The organism is Paenibacillus mendelii (genome assembly GCF_024498075.1).
Classification (GTDB): domain Bacteria; phylum Bacillota; class Bacilli; order Paenibacillales; family Paenibacillaceae; genus Paenibacillus_Z; species Paenibacillus_Z mendelii.
In genome coordinates this window covers 125,108-140,628 of record NZ_JANHOF010000002.1, presented here as the reverse complement: position 1 = coordinate 140,628, position 15,521 = coordinate 125,108, and the positions used below count along the sequence as shown (strand labels likewise).

The following is a 15,521-nucleotide window of genomic DNA, read 5'->3' as shown; positions in this document are numbered from 1 at the left end:
GGGCATGAGCATGATTCCATTAAGCCGAAAACCGGGAGAACTTGTGCAAAGGGAGCCGAGACCATCGGTTTGGGCGAAGAAAATGAGCGAAGTGAAGCAAAACAAACACATGTATGTCATGATTGCGCCTTATTTTATGATTTTCTTTATTTTCACGGTCCTCCCGGTTTTCTTGTCGCTCACGGTCAGCTTTACGAATTTCAATATGCTGGAATTTCCCGATTGGGTAGGCTGGCAAAATTACGCGAGATTGTTTATCCGGGACGATATCTTCCTGCTCGCCGTGAAGAACACGATTTATTTTGCGGCAATTACCGGTCCGATCAGTTATATCGTTTGTTTCGTGCTGGCGTGGGTCATTAACGAGCTGTCGCCCAAGGTCAGGGCGGTGGCGACCCTTATCTTCTACGCTCCGGTATTGTCCGGCAACGCCTTCATCGTATGGACGTTATTGTTCAGCGGGGATTCCTACGGCTATATCAATGCCTTCCTGCTGAAATTCCGCTTGATCGCGGAGCCGATCTTATGGCTCAAGGATCCGCAATACATTATGGCGATCATTATTATCGTGCAGCTATGGCTCAGCCTTGGCACCAGCTTTCTCGCTTTTATCGCGGGCTTGCAGAGCATGGATAAGACGCTGTTCGAGGCCGGCGCGATCGACGGCATCCGCAACCGGTGGCAGGAGCTGTGGTTCATTACGCTGCCTGCGATGCGGCCCCAGCTGATGTTCGGCGCGGTTATTCAGATCACCTCGTCGTTTGCCGTTGCCGAGGTCGCGACAACGCTTGCCGGCTTCCCGAGCGTGCAGTACGCGGGACATACGATCGTGACGCACTTAATGGATTATGGCAATATCCGGTTTGAGATGGGCTACGCGTCCTCGATCGCAACCGTCTTGTTCGGCATTATGCTTGGCTCCAATCTGCTCGTGCAAAAGCTGTTGAAGAAGGTTGGTGAATAAGATGGGTGCCGCAGCCAAGCTATTAAGGGGCAATAAAATCAACCGGTCCCGCGCAGGCGATCTGCTGCTGTTTCTGTTCCTCGCGGCGCTCGGCTACTTTATGGCGCTGCCTCTTGTATTCGTGATCAGCAACGCCTTTAAACCGATCAACGAAATCCTGCAGTTTCCGCCGAAGTTTCTCGTACGGAACCCGAGCCTGAACAATTTCACCGACTTGTATAATTTGATGTCGGGCACGTGGGTGCCGTTTACGAGATATATGTTTAACACCTTCTTCATTGCATTCGTCGGAACGGCAGGCCATGTCATCATCGCATCGCTTGCCGCATACCCGCTGGCCAAGCGCAAATTTCCGGGCGTATCGGTGCTGTTCACGATCGTCGTGTTGTCGCTCATGTTCTCCGGTACGGTAACCCAGGTGACGAACTATATGACGATGTCCTGGTTCGGCATGATCGATACCTACTGGGCGGTCATCATCCCGGCGATCGGCTCGTCGCTTGGGCTGTACCTGATGAAGCAGTTCATGGAGCAAATCCCGGATGCGCTGCTGGAAGCGGCGCAAATTGACGGGTGCAGCGAGTACCGTATTTTCTGGCGCATTGTCATGCCTGTGGTCAAGCCGGCGTGGCTGACCCTGATCATCTTCTCCTTCCAGGGCTTATGGGGAGCCGGCGGCGCTGCCGGATCGATGTATATCTACAGCGAACAGCTGAAAACCATTGACTACGCGCTGGGTCAAATTCTTGCCGGGGGCATCATCCGCACAGGTCCTTCAATGGCGGCGACGCTGCTTATGATCAGCGTTCCGATCATCATCTTCGTCATTACGCAGAGCAATGTGCTGCAGACGATGTCGACCTCAGGCATGAAAGATTAGTGGAAAAGGAGAAGCCTATCGTGAAGCGAATACGGAGGATTGTGACGCTTTTCCTGTTCTTGCTTGCTGCGGCTGGGGCTGTGCCTGCGGCCTATGCAGCCCCCTATGACGGATATAACTATTCCGACGAAGGCACGGCCGACTCGGCCCCGGTCCCCTATTTGCCGGCAAAACTGATCACCGGCGGCGGATTGAATGCCGGCTCCTTCAAAACGCCGGAGGATATGTACATTACGAAGGAAGGCCATATCTTCGTATTGGATTCGGGAAATCATCGCGTTGTCGAGCTCGATAGCAGCGGGAACGCATTGAACGTGATCGAGAGCTTCGATAACGGCGGCAAGACCGATACATTCAAGGAGCCGCTAGGTATCTTCGTCAGCGACCGGAACCGCCTGTTCGTGGCCGACACCGGCAATAAGCGGGTCGTCGAGCTGACGACGGACGGCGAATTCATCCGCGAGATCGGCCCGCCGAAGGCGAGTATTCTGCGCGCTAATTTCACCTACGTGCCGACCAAGCTGGTTGTCGATACGGCAGGACGGCTATATGTGGTCAGCAAAGGGGTATTTGACGGCGTCATCGAGTTCGATTCGGAAGGCAATTTCACCGGATTCATCGGCGTGAACAAGGTTATGGTCGACCCGGTTGAATTGTTCTGGAAGCAGATATCGACCAAAGCGCAGCGGGAAGCGATGGCCTTGTTTATCCCCGTTGAATTCAACAATATCGATATCGACGAAGAAGATTTTCTATATGTAACAACGAGCGACGGCACCTCAGTGGAGCCGGTGCGCAGGTTGAATCCCTCGGGCTCCGACGTGCTGCGCCGCGAAGGCTGGTTCCCGCCGACCGGCGACATCAAGGTATCATTCAGAGGAACCAGGCAGGGACGCTCTACGATCGTCAGCGTAGCCTCGGATACGAACGGGATCTACAGCATATTGGACACGAAACGCGGGCGGATTTTTACGTACGACAAGGACGGTAAATTGATGTACCAGTTCGGAGCGCTCGGCGAGCAATTCGGGCAATTCAAGACCCCCGTTGAAGTGAGCGTGCTCGGCGACCGCATCATTGTCCTGGATCGGGGCTTGAATCATCTGACCGTATTCGAGCCGACGCGGTACGGGGAAGCCATCCGCAATGCCGTCATCTATAACGACCTCGGCGAAGAGAGCAATTCCGTCAAATGGTGGCAGGAGGCATTGAAATTAAACCGGAATCTGGAAATGGCTTATCTCGGGATCGGCAAAGGCGAGCTTATACAGAACAATAACTACGCAGCGATGGGAAACTTTAAGCTCGGCACGCATCCGGTTTATTATTCCAAGGCATTCGACAGGTACCGGAAGGAATGGCTGTGGGATCACTTTCCTACTATTGCTTCTGTCAGCGTTGTCGCCATTCTGCTGCTGATCGCGGCATTCAAGCTTATCCGGGTCCGCGATTCGGAACCGGGCGTCGTCCGCTCGGCATGGCAGACGTTATTCAGACCGTTCAACGGGTTCTGGGCGATGAAATACGAGCAGAAAGGCAGGGTGTGGTTCACCCTTCTCATTCTGCTGCTGCTCACGATCATGTCGATTTTGAGGCGCCAATATTCCGGATTCGTCATTAACCCGGTCAATGATATGGTCGTCAACAGCCTGGATGAGCTGAAATTTATCGTGCTGCCGTTCTTCCTCTGGTGCGTGTCCAACTGGTCGATTACGACGCTCATGGACGGTGAGGGCAAGTTCAAGGAAATCGTCATGGCGACCGGACTGGCGCTGATTCCGCTGCTGCTTGTCCAGGGACCGCTCCTCTTGTTCTCCAGAGTCATTACGCTGAAGGAAGTATCCTTCTATAGCTTGATCGAATCGTTCGCATACCTGTGGTTCGTCTTGCTGTTATTCATCGGGATGCTGACCGTGCATCAATACAATGTATTCAAGACGGTCGTCACGATGCTGCTGACCTTGCTGGTCATGGGAATCATCGTCTTCCTGGGCATGCTGGCGGCCAGCCTTGCGCAGCAAATCTTACAGTTCGGAACGACGATATACCAAGAGATCCGGTTCCGGATCGGGGAGGGGTGAGGAAGGTGACAGCCTATTGGAAACGCATCATAACGGTATCGACCCTGCTTGTAATTGTTGTGGCGGTCATCATCTACGGAACCTTCCTAGCTCCGGTTCCGATTCGCTCCAGCAGCTTGCTGGAGGCGGGTAGTGAGCTGGCCTCGCAGAAGAGCATTCCGGTTTTTGACGAGTCGGTGACGGCTCCGCCGTCCGAGCTGCGCCATCCAGCAGGCATGGAGCCTGTACTGGAGAACGGGACGCTCCGGTTATTCATGAACAAGCAAACGACCGAAGTGGCGGTATTGGATAAACGAAGCGGCCAAATTTGGAGATCGAATCCGGAAGACCGCGAGAAGGATCCGCTCGCGACACCGCAAATTTTATCCAATCTATCTTCCCAGCTGCAGCTCGTCTACCTGGTCCGGAACAATCAGACACAGAGCTATGACAGCTATACGGACAGTGTTCAGTACAATCAATTCGATATCGAGCAGTCGGAGAGCAGCGTTACGGTAACCTACCGTTTCGGAAGCACGGAGAAAGGAATCGAATCGATCCCGCAGAAAATCAGCAAAGCGAGGTTCGAAGAGAAATTGTTGAACAAGCTGGACGATGAAGCAGATAAGGAAGAGCTTGACGCAAGGTTCAAGCTGAACAAGGAGACGCAAATTTACGAGCGTCGGGAAATCCCGAAGGCTGCCCTCAAGCGGCTGATCGCGCTGTTTGAGTTAGCGGGCTACTCCGACGAGGATTTGGCTGCGGACAATCAAGAGAACGGCGTGGAAGCGTCCGATGAAGGCGGAGGCGCCGCCAAATTTACCGTTCCGCTGCAATATTCGCTCGATGGCGACAGCTTAATCGCCTCGGTCGATACAGCCAAGATTGAAGATGGCAAGCCGTATCGCATTCATTCGATCGGGCTGCTCGGCAGCTTCGGCGCAATGGGGCTGGGCGATCAAGGCTACATGCTTGTGCCCGACGGGTCGGGAGCATTGATTAACTTAAACAACGGAAAGCTGCTGTCCCAGCCATTGATCCTCCCGATCTATGGCGACGACGGGTCGATGAGCAAGACGGAGAAGGCGGTAACCGTCGAGTCGAGCCGGCTGCCGGTATTCGGAATGAAACGCAGCGGTGCCGCATTCTTCGGTATTATCGAGGATGGCGAGGCATTGGCCAAGATGACGGCAGATATAAGCGGCCGGCTGCATCAATACAACACGGTGAGCAACGTCTTTACCGTATTGCCCAAAGATGTCGTACAGCTGAGCAACTCGGAGCAAACGATCCGGACGCCTAATCGGATGTACCAAGGCAAGCTGCAAATCCGGTATGGATTTCTGAACGGCGAGCAAGCGGATTATTCCAGCATGGCTGCTTATTACCGCCATTATCTCGAACAGAAATACGGCATGAAGACGATGCAGGCGAAGGGAGATGCCCCGTTCTACTTGGAGCTGCTTGGCAGCATGTCCAAGCCGGACAGTTTTCTTGGAATTCCATATGATTCGCAGGAGCCTTTAACCGATTTCGAGCAGGCGAACAAGGTGCTGGACAGTCTGAACGCCCAGGGTATCCGCAATGTTAGAGTCAGCTACAATGGCTGGTTTAACGGCGGTCTGGAGCATCGCATTCCAACCAAGGTGAGTCACGAAAGCGTCCTCGGCACCCGCAAGGAATGGAAGGCGCTTGCCGAGCGGCTGAAGCAAGGCGGCGGAGGCTTGTATCCCGATGCTTCCTTCCTGCGGGTATACCGCAAGTCAGGCTATAGCCCTTCCCGGGATGCCGCACAGTTTCTGTCGCGCAAAATTACGAAGATCTATACGTACGATCTGGCAACCTATCAGAAGAACTATGACCTGTTCTCGCATTATAACTTGTCTCCGAATAAGCTCGGCGGTCTTGTAGACGAGTTTCTAGCGGATTACCGGGACTATAATCCGGGCGCCCTGTCCCTGCACGACCTGGGAGAGGAAGTCAATTCGGACTTCACGGCCTCTGAAACGGTCGACAGGCAGCTTGCAGTACGAACTATAACCGCAGAGACCGGCCGGCTGCAGAAGGAAGCGCCGGAGCTGATGGTCAGCGGGGGCAATGCCTATGTGCTGCCTTATGCCAGCCATCTGCTCCATGTGCCGCTTGAGAGCAACCGTTATATGCTGGCGGATGAATCGATTCCGTTCTATCAGCTGGCGCTGCACGGATATGTCGATTATGCCGGCAAGCCGTTCAACTATAACGATGATCAGAATATGCGCAAGCTGGTGCTGAAATCGCTAGAGACGGGTTCGAACGTCTTCTACAGATGGATGTACAAGGATCCGGCTTCGATCAATCCCAATATTTATAAAGAGCTGTATGCGACCTATTACAAAGATTGGCTGGATGAAGCGCTGCAAATCTATCACGAGGTGAACGGCATTCTGAAGCAGGTTCGGGGGCAGCGCATGATCAAGCATGAGAAGCTGGATGATGACGTCTACCGGACGACTTACGAGAACGGTCTGTCTGTCATCGTCAATTACCGCAATGAAGCGGTTACGGTCGGCGGCGAAACGATTGAAGCCGAGCACTATAAGGTGAAGGGGTGAATGCACATTGGCAAAGAAACGTTTGCTCAGCTTGGAAAGGAAAAAATCGGTTTATGGCGTGTTGTTTATTTCTCCTTGGATCATCGGCTTCTTGCTGCTGATGGCTGTCCCCTTATACCAATCGATCCGGTTCAGCTTCAGCGAATTGACCATTAACGCGTCAGGCTACTCGCTAGAATATGTCGGATGGGCTAATTTCAATAAAGCGTTCTTCGTCGATACCTGGTTTAACCGGAGCTTGACGGAAGCGGTGACGAAGATGCTGCTGAACGTGCCGCTGATCATATTTTTCAGTTTGTTTACGGCGACGCTGCTCTCGCAAAAATTCCGGGGACGGATGCTGACGCGGTCGATCATCTTCCTCCCCGTCGTCATGGCGTCGGGGGTTATCGCGGGCCTGGACGGCAGCAACTATTTGGCATCCATGATGGGGGAAGCCGCTAACGATATGGAAGGAAACTATACCGGCCTAAGCGGCTTCGACCTGATTCCTTTTCTGCTCGATGCCGGTATGAGCCGATCCATCGTATTCTATTTTGCCGAGGCGGTCGACCGGATCTATCAGATCGTGACGTCTTCCGGCGTACAGATTCTCATTTTCCTGGCGGGGATCCAGTCGATTTCGCCTTCCTTGTACGAAGCCTCCAAGATGGAGGGGGCGACAGGGTATGAATCGTTCTGGAAAATAACGTTTCCGATGATGACGCCGCTTATCTTAACGAATACGGTTTATTCGATCGTCGACTCGTTCTACAAGAACAATGTCACGAATTACATCAAGGACATTGCATTCCGGCAGTTGAATTTCGGTTTAAGCTCGGCGATGTCCTGGGCGTATTTTGTCTTGATATCGATCATTCTGCTGATCTCGACAACCATCATTTCCAAGCGGGTGTTCTACTATGATTAGGCGGGAGGATACGTATGAAAGCAGCAACCCCTAACCGCGGCGCTTCTGCCGCCGCCACTGTGAGAGAGTGGAACAGCACCTACCGGCCGGTCGACAAAGTGAAGAATGTCTTGTGGGTGATCGCCCGAAGCTTCCTTCTGTTTGGTATCTGCTTTATCATTATTTACCCGATTCTGTCGAAATTGTCGATTGCCTTCAAGGACCGCGGCGATATTTTCGATTCGACGATCGTCTGGATCCCCCGGCACTTTACGATGGACAATATTTATAAGGCGATCGAGCTGCTGGATTATTTCGAGGCTGTGACGAACACCTTCATCCTGAGCGCCGGTACGGCGGTGCTCCAAGTCATCTCTTGCGCGCTCGCGGGTTACGGATTTGCGAGATTGAAGTTTAAGGGCAGCGGCATCGTTTTTGCGCTGGTTGTATTTACGATCGTGATTCCGCCGCAAACGATTATGGCGCCGACCTATCTGCATTTTCGCTTCTTCGACGTATTCGGGCTATACGGCCTGTTCACCGGCAAACCGGGTGTGAACCTGCTGGAAAGCTATTGGCCGTTCTTTATATCGTCGGCTACGGCGATGGGGATGAAGAACGGCCTGTACATCTATATCTTCCGGCAATTTTTCCGGGGACTGCCGAAGGAGCTGGAGGAAGCCGCCTATGTGGACGGAGCGGGAATTCTGAAGTCATTCTTCAAAGTCATGCTGCCCAATGCAATTCCGGCGATGGCGACCGTGGCGCTGTTCTCCTTCGTATGGCAGTGGAACGACGACTATTTCACCAACTTGTATATGGCCAATTCCGTCGTCTTGTCCAAAATGCTGTATATTCTCCCATCCAACCTGCTCGCCATAAGGGATGAGTACTCCTATGTATCCTTGCTTATTAATACCGCGACGCTTCTGGCTATTGCGCCGATCTTCCTGCTGTACTTGTTCGCACAAAGGTATTTCGTCGAAAGCGTAGAGCGTACAGGGCTTGTGGGGTAAGATGATCTTTCTACAGATGAAGGAGTGGACGGGATGGAAACCGCACTAATTAATCGATTGAAGGCGGGTTGCATCGTATCCTGCCAAGCCTTGAAGCACGAGCCGTTATTCGGCTCGGATATCATGGCAGGCATGGCTTGCGCCGCCGAGGAAGGCGGGGCTGTCGCCATTCGTGCGAATACGCCGAAGGACATCGAAGTGATTAAGAAGCGCTGCTCGCTTCCGGTCATCGGATTGTATAAACAAGTCTATGGCAATTCCGACATCTACATCACGCCAACGATGACTGAAGTCGAGCAAATCGTATCCGCCGGAGCCGATTTTGTCGCAGTTGATACGACCGCAAGGCCGAGGCCGGACGGTCTTACGCTGGAGGAGTTTTTTCGCTCACTGCGCGAACGGTTCCCTTCGGTCGCGATCGTAGCAGATGTATCCACGTTCGAGGAAGGTCTCAGAATGATGGATTTGGAGGCCGATCTGGTGTCCACTACTTTGTCGGGTTATACCTCTTATAGCCCGCAGCAGCAGGCGCCGGACATTGAGCTGGTGCGTAAACTGGCTGACCTCAAGAGGGTGCCTGTACTAGCCGAAGGCCGTATATGGACGGTAAGTGAATGCCTGCGCTGCTTCGAAGCCGGCGCGCATGCCGTCGTGATCGGAACGGCGATTACACGGCCGCAGGAGATTACGAAGCGGTTTGTTGAAGCCATCCGGCAGCGAAAGGAGGTGGATATGAACGCTCAACGTTAAGGAGCGCGAGCCGGTTGCATGCAAGTGGAAGAGGAAGCAATCCATATGAATCTTGGGAGGTAATTTGATGATTTCTGCAAAGAAAGGATTTTCCCTCACTCTCGTTGTCGTCATGCTGTTTGCGCTTGCTTCGACTGCGCTGGCCAAGAAAGAAACGGCAAGCCCTCGGAATCTCGCGGCAGGCTTAAGCTATCAATTGTCGGAAGGTGCCTACGAGTCCTATCCGGATTCCGGTAACGAATTGACCGATGGCGTGTACGGGTCGTTAGACTTTATGGATCCGGCTTGGCAGGGTCATCTTAGAGGGATTACGCGTGAACTTGTCTTTGACTTGCAGGATTATAAATCGATTCATGCCGTGAAGGCGCATTTCATACAGGATTCAGGCGTCGGCATCTTCTATCCGAATACCGTTTCGATGTACGTGTCCGATGACGGTGTGAATTGGGCGACGCTGAAGGACATGAATTCCGTCATCCCGCTCTGGACACCGGGCCCTGCGACGGATCAGGATTTCGTCTGGGACATCACGGAAGACGGTCTGCCGAAAGGGAATAAGAATGCGCAAGCGGTCTATACGCGGTATGTAAAAATAACGTTTATGACACAGGTATGGACCTTCATCGACGAAATCGAGATTATGGGCGTCGACGGCAAAGCAAACCATGCCGCTAAGCTGAAGCCTGAGCAGCCGGCTTATCTGCAGCCGGGCAAAGCGACGGACGGCATCCGCAATTTGGCGCTGCTGTACAATGGGCACTACGCCAGCGGAGCGGGGGACTGGACGAAAGACAACATCATCCCTTACATTAGCTATGTAGACGGTCAAGGCGAACCGGTCGACTGGTTCTACGATGGCGTGCTGTATCTTGGTCTGCGGACGCAGGACGGACAGCGGGATTTTGGCATTAATGCCAAATTTGCAGATTGGCAGTGGTATTTGGACAAGACGTTTGCGGCGCAAGGGGATATGTGGCAGCTCAGTGAAGCCGCCAAGGAGGTCGCGGGCAAGCTGGGAGAGCGCAAGCATAAGGTGAAGGTCGTGCTGATGGTTCCGAACCCGGGCGATGCGGTAGGGGAGTTCGGGGACGTGGACGGCGACGGCGTAATGGAGAATTTCAATCCGGACCAGGTTGGCATGGAATCGGCTTATCTGAATAAGCAGAAAGCCGTGACATGGTATATGAACCAGGTCAAGCAGCGCTGGGCGGAGAAGAACTACTCCAATCTGGAATTGTCCGGCATGTACTGGCTGAACGAAGGCGCCGATCTGTACGATGCCAATGATAAGAACATTATCCAGTATACGAGCGGGCTCGTGCATCAGGAGAAACAGAAGTTTTTCTGGATCCCCTATTTCTACGGCGGCGGCATCTTTGCTTGGGAGGAGCTGGGCTTTGACGCTGTAGCGTACCAGCCAAACTTCTTCTTCGACGAGATGGATCCGTCGCGCATCCAAGATGCGGCCGGGCTCGCGAAGCAGTATGGCATCGGCATGGAGATGGAGCTGGATGAACGGATGAATACCGATGCGGTGTTCAAGGAACGGTACATCCATTACTTGAACGGAGGGGTCGACTACGGTTATATGACAGGCGCGTACAAAGCGTACTATCAAGGCAATACGGCTCTGCTGGACAGCGCGAGAAGCCAAGACCCGGCCGTTCGCGAGAACTATGATCTGATGTACCAATTCGTAAAGGGCACATACGTCAAGCAGTAATCGAGATACAGCCGCCACTCTGGTCAAGTCCAACTACTCTTGGAAACATGCGAGGTGAGTGATACGTATGGCCGGAATCCGGTTTTTCTCAGCTAAGTATGAAATGCGGGAGAACATGTCTTGCAAGCTGTATAAAATCGATGAGACATTCGGAAGTATTGAGCTGCCTCATGCTCATGATTATGTGCAAATCTGGTATGTGAGCAAGGGAACGTTCAAACACATCATTCAAGGCCGTGAGTACACCATGATGAAGGGAAGCATGTTTGTCGTTCCGCCCTATGCTGTACACGGCTTTGAATTCGACACCGACAAGCTGGAAATTTACGGGTGCGAGTTTCACTCGGAGTTTTTCGATTATCCGTGCCGGATAAGCCAACTGACCGAAATCCCGAAATTGACGCTATCGGGCGCTAACGTACACCGGATTCAAATGCTATTTCAAGATATGGTGGATGAGTACGAGGGAAGCAAGGATTATTACGAATTTGTGCTGAAAGGCAGCCTGCTTAAGCTGTTGTCCTACATTAACCGGGAGAATGGACAGAACACCGGTACGCTGCAGGATGACAAATCCGACAAGTATTGGCCCAATATTAATCGAGCGGTCGAGTATATTCAGCAGCATTACGACGAAGAAATCCGATTGGATTATATTTGCAAATACTCGAAAATATCGAAAACTTATTTTTGTCATTTGTTTAAGTCATTTACCGGAAAAACGTTCAACGACTATTTAACCGATGTGCGCATTAATAAATCCACAGAATTTTTACTCCAATCCGATCTAACCGTAACCGATGTGTGCTACGGTGTCGGCTTCAATGATTTGACCTACTTTTCGAAGACGTTCAAGAAGTATACTGGCGTATCACCATCGATTTTCAAGAAAAACGCCCGTGACACCGGCTAAACGAAATAAGATGGAAGCATCTTATCGTTCTCTGAGCGAAGCTCAAGAATTTCAATGAATGAACAGAGAAGACCTCCAACATGCGCATCTCGTGTTGGAGGTCCCTTTGTTTATAAACGGCAGGTTTAATAGGAGATTTCATACTTGGAGCAAGGCGCATTACATCTCCTTCGGCACTTTATTCTCCTGTACGGTTGTGTGCACGGCCTGATTTGCTTCCAGCTCCGCTTCGCGTCCAGCTTCTTCCTTGTCATCCTGGTCCTGCTTCGCCGCTTGCCGCTTCGAACGGCCGCGCAGGAAATTCCAAATGGCGGCTCCTCCTGCAATGAAAATGATCCAGAATTTCTTCGCGAACAAGAGAATTGTGGCGATCAGACCGACTTTCTTCGCGACCACAAGACCGGCACCGCCTAGAATGAGTCCTGTCAAGCCATACTCTGCCTTCTTGTCTGTGCCGGCATCGTAATCCTCGTAGCGGCTTCCCTCTTTCAAGCTGAACGAGGAGAGAACCAGCTGCTCCATTACTTTACGGTCTGCTGCGAGATGCTCCGGGTCGGAGACCAATACAGCGGAGATTACGCCCTGACGTGTCAGCAGGCGGACATTGTAGTTGATGAGCTTATTATCCGATGCGTCATGTGCCAGCAGCGACCATGCCAGACTGTGCAGGTTCTCGTCGTAGAAAGGGGCAACGTCCCAGCTGTCTACATAAATCCGATTCTGCTCGGCCAAGTCTTTGTTGGCCTCTTCGGTACCATCTTTGTAGCTTTGCAGAAGCGCTTCGGCATCAATCTCGTCCTTCTCTTCCTCATCGATATAACCTGTCTCGTCATAGTCGAAGTATAAGACCCATTGTTGATCCTCTGCGGTCGGGAAGACAGCTCCGATTTCTTTGCCTGTCGGTTTGCCTCCAGCATTGATAAGGAATGTCTCCGTATCCGCTCCGTTCAAGAAAACCAGGCTCTCATCAAGCTTCAGCTGTGCAAGATTATCCCCCAGATCGACCGTTTGACCTGAGCCCATCACCCAATTCAATTCAGGGACGGGAGCATTTCCGGCGACAGCGCCGGTCTCGGCATGGACTGCGTTCGGGGACAAGGTAACCAGGATTGCCATGAGCATCATGTACAGCAAAGTCGTGTGGCGTAATTTTTTTTTCATCGTTTCCATTGACCTCTATTCGTGATATGTTTGGCACAGAGGAACATAATAGCAGAATGTTGTCGGACTGAACACCATTTTTATAAACTTTAATGTAATCTTTACCTAATGAAAGCGGTGAATTCCCTGGTATATTGAAGAGTCCTATTGACTATTACTGTGTAAACTATTATTCATAGTATAGAGCGCTTTATCCGATAGAATCTATGATGAATAGCTTGCTTAGCTGACGTGAATGATGATCATCATGCTCTGACAAAGAAATCCGCATAACGGAGCATCGCGGACAGTTATCCATGCGGCACTACTAACGTATAAGTCACTGGAGAAGGGCAGAGGATGGATAATGGCGGGCAGATCGATGTACATGTCCCGATTGAAGCTTCAGTTGGATCCTACAGCTAGACATAATTACCGAATCGATGCAATTGCTTCCGTCTTGTTCAGTATGTTTAACGTAGTCTTCAATCAGTTCTACATTCCGATGGCAATCCGTGAAGGCGCTACGAATCTGCAGGTCGGATTACTTGCAGCGGCGCCGGCTATTGGACTGCTCTTCTCGCCGCTGTGGGCAGCCCAGATCGAGAGATCGAATCCAAAGCCCTATATGATCATTCCGAATTTGATTGGCCGTGCGCTCATCCTGTTCCCGGCTTTCTTCGGCGTGCCGATCGTTTACGTGCTCACGGCACTCGTATTTCAAATCTTAATGGGTATACAGGCACCCGCATATGCAGCCATGATAACACGCGTATATCCTGCGCAGCATCGCGGGAAGCTGATGGCGAATGTGCGTATTATGATGGGGATGCTGATGATCCCTATGGCCTTCTTAGTCGGCAGCTGGATGGATGCCTCCGGTCCTTCCGGTCCGCTGTTGGTCGCTTCTGTAACGGGCGTCATCTCGATCATCGTATTTACGAGACTAAGAGAAGGCGGCGGGACGGATCCCATTCCAGCCCCGACCGCCAAACGGGCTTCCTTGAGAGAGCAGATGGCGATGATCAAACAAAACAAGGAGCTGGGCGTCTTTATGCTCGCGACGTTCTTTTCCGGTTTCGGTAATATATTGGCGAGCCCGCTCTATCAAATTATTCAGGTAGATCGCCTGCATCTGAGCAATTTGGATATCGGATATGCGCGTGCCACTTACTATGCGTGCCTATTAACCAGCTACTTTATTGTAGGATGGGTTATTGACCGCTTCTCAGCCAAGCATACGATGGTATACGGGATTGCAGCCTTCGCAGTCGTTCCCTTGTTGTATGCGATCTTTGGCAATTACCCCGCCGTATTGGTCGGCAGCGGGATTCAGGGGATCGGAGACGCGATCTGGGATATCGGGATTCTTGCCTATGTGTTCCGGCTGGCGCCCGGAAGGGAAGCGATCGTCTTCGGGCTGCATCTGATGCTGTTCGGCATTCGCGGGACGATTGCGCCGATTCTCAGTACGCTGCTTGCAGGGAGCGTACCGCTGCCTATTCTGTTGACCAGCGCTTCCATGATCGGCTGGGTAGGTGTCCTGGTGTTCGTATACATGGGACAAGCACGCCATAAGACTGGAAGCTTATCGGCTTGAGATAGCTGATTGGTTGTCTAGAATACGGGCTGTCGAAACATAATAGGGGCTGCGCTCGTGAGTCGTAAGCGACTTACGGGGCAGTCCCTTTTGCCATAGCATTCGACGGATCCGGCGGGACGCCTCATAGAGATTATGGAAGGAATCCGTCCTTATCCCTTATAATGGGGATAACGATAAGTTGCTGCATGGGAGCAGTATTGAACCAGGAGGGATAAGGTGAACTTCTCCTTTGATTTTTTGCATCATACGGTGAGGGAAGGGCAGAGCCGCATCGACGATCACAGTCATGCGAATTATGAACTGGTTTATTATGTGAACGGCACCGGGACGACGAAGATCGGGGATACTTGCTACCCGTATTCCGGGGGGACCTTCACAATCATACAGCCTGGCTGCAAGCATGATGAATATCGCGAGACGGATACGGAAGTGATCTTCATCTGCTTCTATTACGACAATGATCGGGTGCGCTTCGACAATGGTCTCTATGAGGACCGGGAAGGGACGATCCGGGGGCTTCTGGAGCAGATGCTGAGCGAGCTTGGAAGCAAGGAGAATTACTATGATATTTCGCTGCATGGCTTACTGTGTCAATTGATAGCAGCCTCCGTCAGACTTGTGAGCGGTCCTCTTAAGCAAGAAACGAGCGACAAGGTGATCTACGCCAAGAAATATATGGAGCAGTACTGCACGGATAAGATAGACATGGTGGAATTAGCGGGCAGCTTAGGGTACAGCTATGATCATTTCCGCCATTTCTTCAAACAAAAAACGGGCTATTCGCCGACCCAATATATGATCCGCAACCGGCTGGAGCAGGCCAAACGGATGCTGCTCTATACCGATAAGACCGCGACCGAGGTTGCGCTCGAATGCGGCTTTAGCAACGCCCCGCAGTTCAGCATGATGTTCAAGAAGGATACCGGTAGCTCTCCAAGAGCTTATCGTGAACACTTCTTGCACCAAAACCTATAAAAAAACGACCAGAA

At 52.0% G+C, this 15,521-nt stretch carries 12 protein-coding genes; 11 read left to right on the top strand and 1 reads right to left on the bottom strand.

The window, feature by feature from the left end; genetic code table 11:
* The first annotated feature begins 4 nt into the window (after positions 1 to 4).
* The 9 genes from NNL21_RS07835 (at position 5) to NNL21_RS07795 (ending at position 11,789) form a co-directional block, all read left to right on the top strand.
* Entirely contained in the window at positions 5 to 964 is a 960-nt protein-coding gene (locus tag NNL21_RS07835; protein WP_204817787.1) for a carbohydrate ABC transporter permease, read from the top strand.
* 1 nt (position 965) lies between these two features.
* Positions 966 to 1,844 (top strand): carbohydrate ABC transporter permease, encoded by an 879-nt coding sequence (locus NNL21_RS07830; protein WP_204817966.1) that lies wholly within the window; start codon positions 966 to 968, stop codon positions 1,842 to 1,844.
* Positions 1,845 to 1,864: 20 nt separating this feature from the next.
* Positions 1,865 to 3,925: a YIP1 family protein gene (locus NNL21_RS07825; RefSeq protein WP_256555112.1), complete on the top strand. Its 2,061-nt coding sequence runs from the start codon at positions 1,865 to 1,867 to the stop codon at positions 3,923 to 3,925.
* 5 nt (positions 3,926 to 3,930) lie between these two features.
* Positions 3,931 to 6,498 carry a DUF5696 domain-containing protein gene (locus NNL21_RS07820; RefSeq protein ID WP_204817789.1) on the top strand — a complete coding sequence of 856 codons (2,568 nt, stop codon included), beginning with the start codon at positions 3,931 to 3,933 and terminating at the stop codon, positions 6,496 to 6,498.
* A 7-nt stretch (positions 6,499 to 6,505) separates the two neighbouring features.
* Positions 6,506 to 7,408, top strand: a complete 903-nt coding sequence (locus NNL21_RS07815; RefSeq protein WP_256555111.1) for a carbohydrate ABC transporter permease — start codon at positions 6,506 to 6,508, stop codon at positions 7,406 to 7,408.
* A gap of 14 nt (positions 7,409 to 7,422) precedes the next feature.
* Complete coding sequence (locus tag NNL21_RS07810; RefSeq protein WP_204817791.1) at positions 7,423 to 8,403, top strand: carbohydrate ABC transporter permease; 981 nt, start codon at positions 7,423 to 7,425, stop codon at positions 8,401 to 8,403.
* Positions 8,404 to 8,436: 33 nt separating this feature from the next.
* Positions 8,437 to 9,153, top strand: a complete 717-nt coding sequence (locus tag NNL21_RS07805; RefSeq protein WP_204817793.1) for an N-acetylmannosamine-6-phosphate 2-epimerase — start codon at positions 8,437 to 8,439, stop codon at positions 9,151 to 9,153.
* Positions 9,154 to 9,220: 67 nt separating this feature from the next.
* Complete coding sequence (locus tag NNL21_RS07800; RefSeq protein ID WP_204817796.1) at positions 9,221 to 10,876, top strand: DUF4855 domain-containing protein; 1,656 nt, start codon at positions 9,221 to 9,223, stop codon at positions 10,874 to 10,876.
* A gap of 67 nt (positions 10,877 to 10,943) precedes the next feature.
* Positions 10,944 to 11,789 (top strand): AraC family transcriptional regulator, encoded by an 846-nt coding sequence (locus NNL21_RS07795; RefSeq protein ID WP_204817798.1) that lies wholly within the window; start codon positions 10,944 to 10,946, stop codon positions 11,787 to 11,789.
* A 159-nt stretch (positions 11,790 to 11,948) separates the two neighbouring features.
* Here the strand turns inward: NNL21_RS07795 and NNL21_RS07790 are convergent, their stop codons facing one another.
* On the bottom strand, positions 11,949 to 12,950 hold the full coding sequence (locus NNL21_RS07790; RefSeq protein ID WP_204817800.1) for a DUF2167 domain-containing protein: 1,002 nt from the start codon (positions 12,948 to 12,950) through the stop codon (positions 11,949 to 11,951).
* 346 nt (positions 12,951 to 13,296) lie between these two features.
* Between NNL21_RS07790 and NNL21_RS07785 the strand changes: the two genes are divergently transcribed.
* Positions 13,297 to 14,529 carry an MFS transporter gene (locus NNL21_RS07785; RefSeq protein WP_204817803.1) on the top strand — a complete coding sequence of 411 codons (1,233 nt, stop codon included), beginning with the start codon at positions 13,297 to 13,299 and terminating at the stop codon, positions 14,527 to 14,529.
* A 219-nt stretch (positions 14,530 to 14,748) separates the two neighbouring features.
* Positions 14,749 to 15,507, top strand: a complete 759-nt coding sequence (locus NNL21_RS07780) for an AraC family transcriptional regulator (RefSeq protein ID WP_204817805.1) — start codon at positions 14,749 to 14,751, stop codon at positions 15,505 to 15,507.
* Positions 15,508 to 15,521 lie beyond the last annotated feature (14 nt).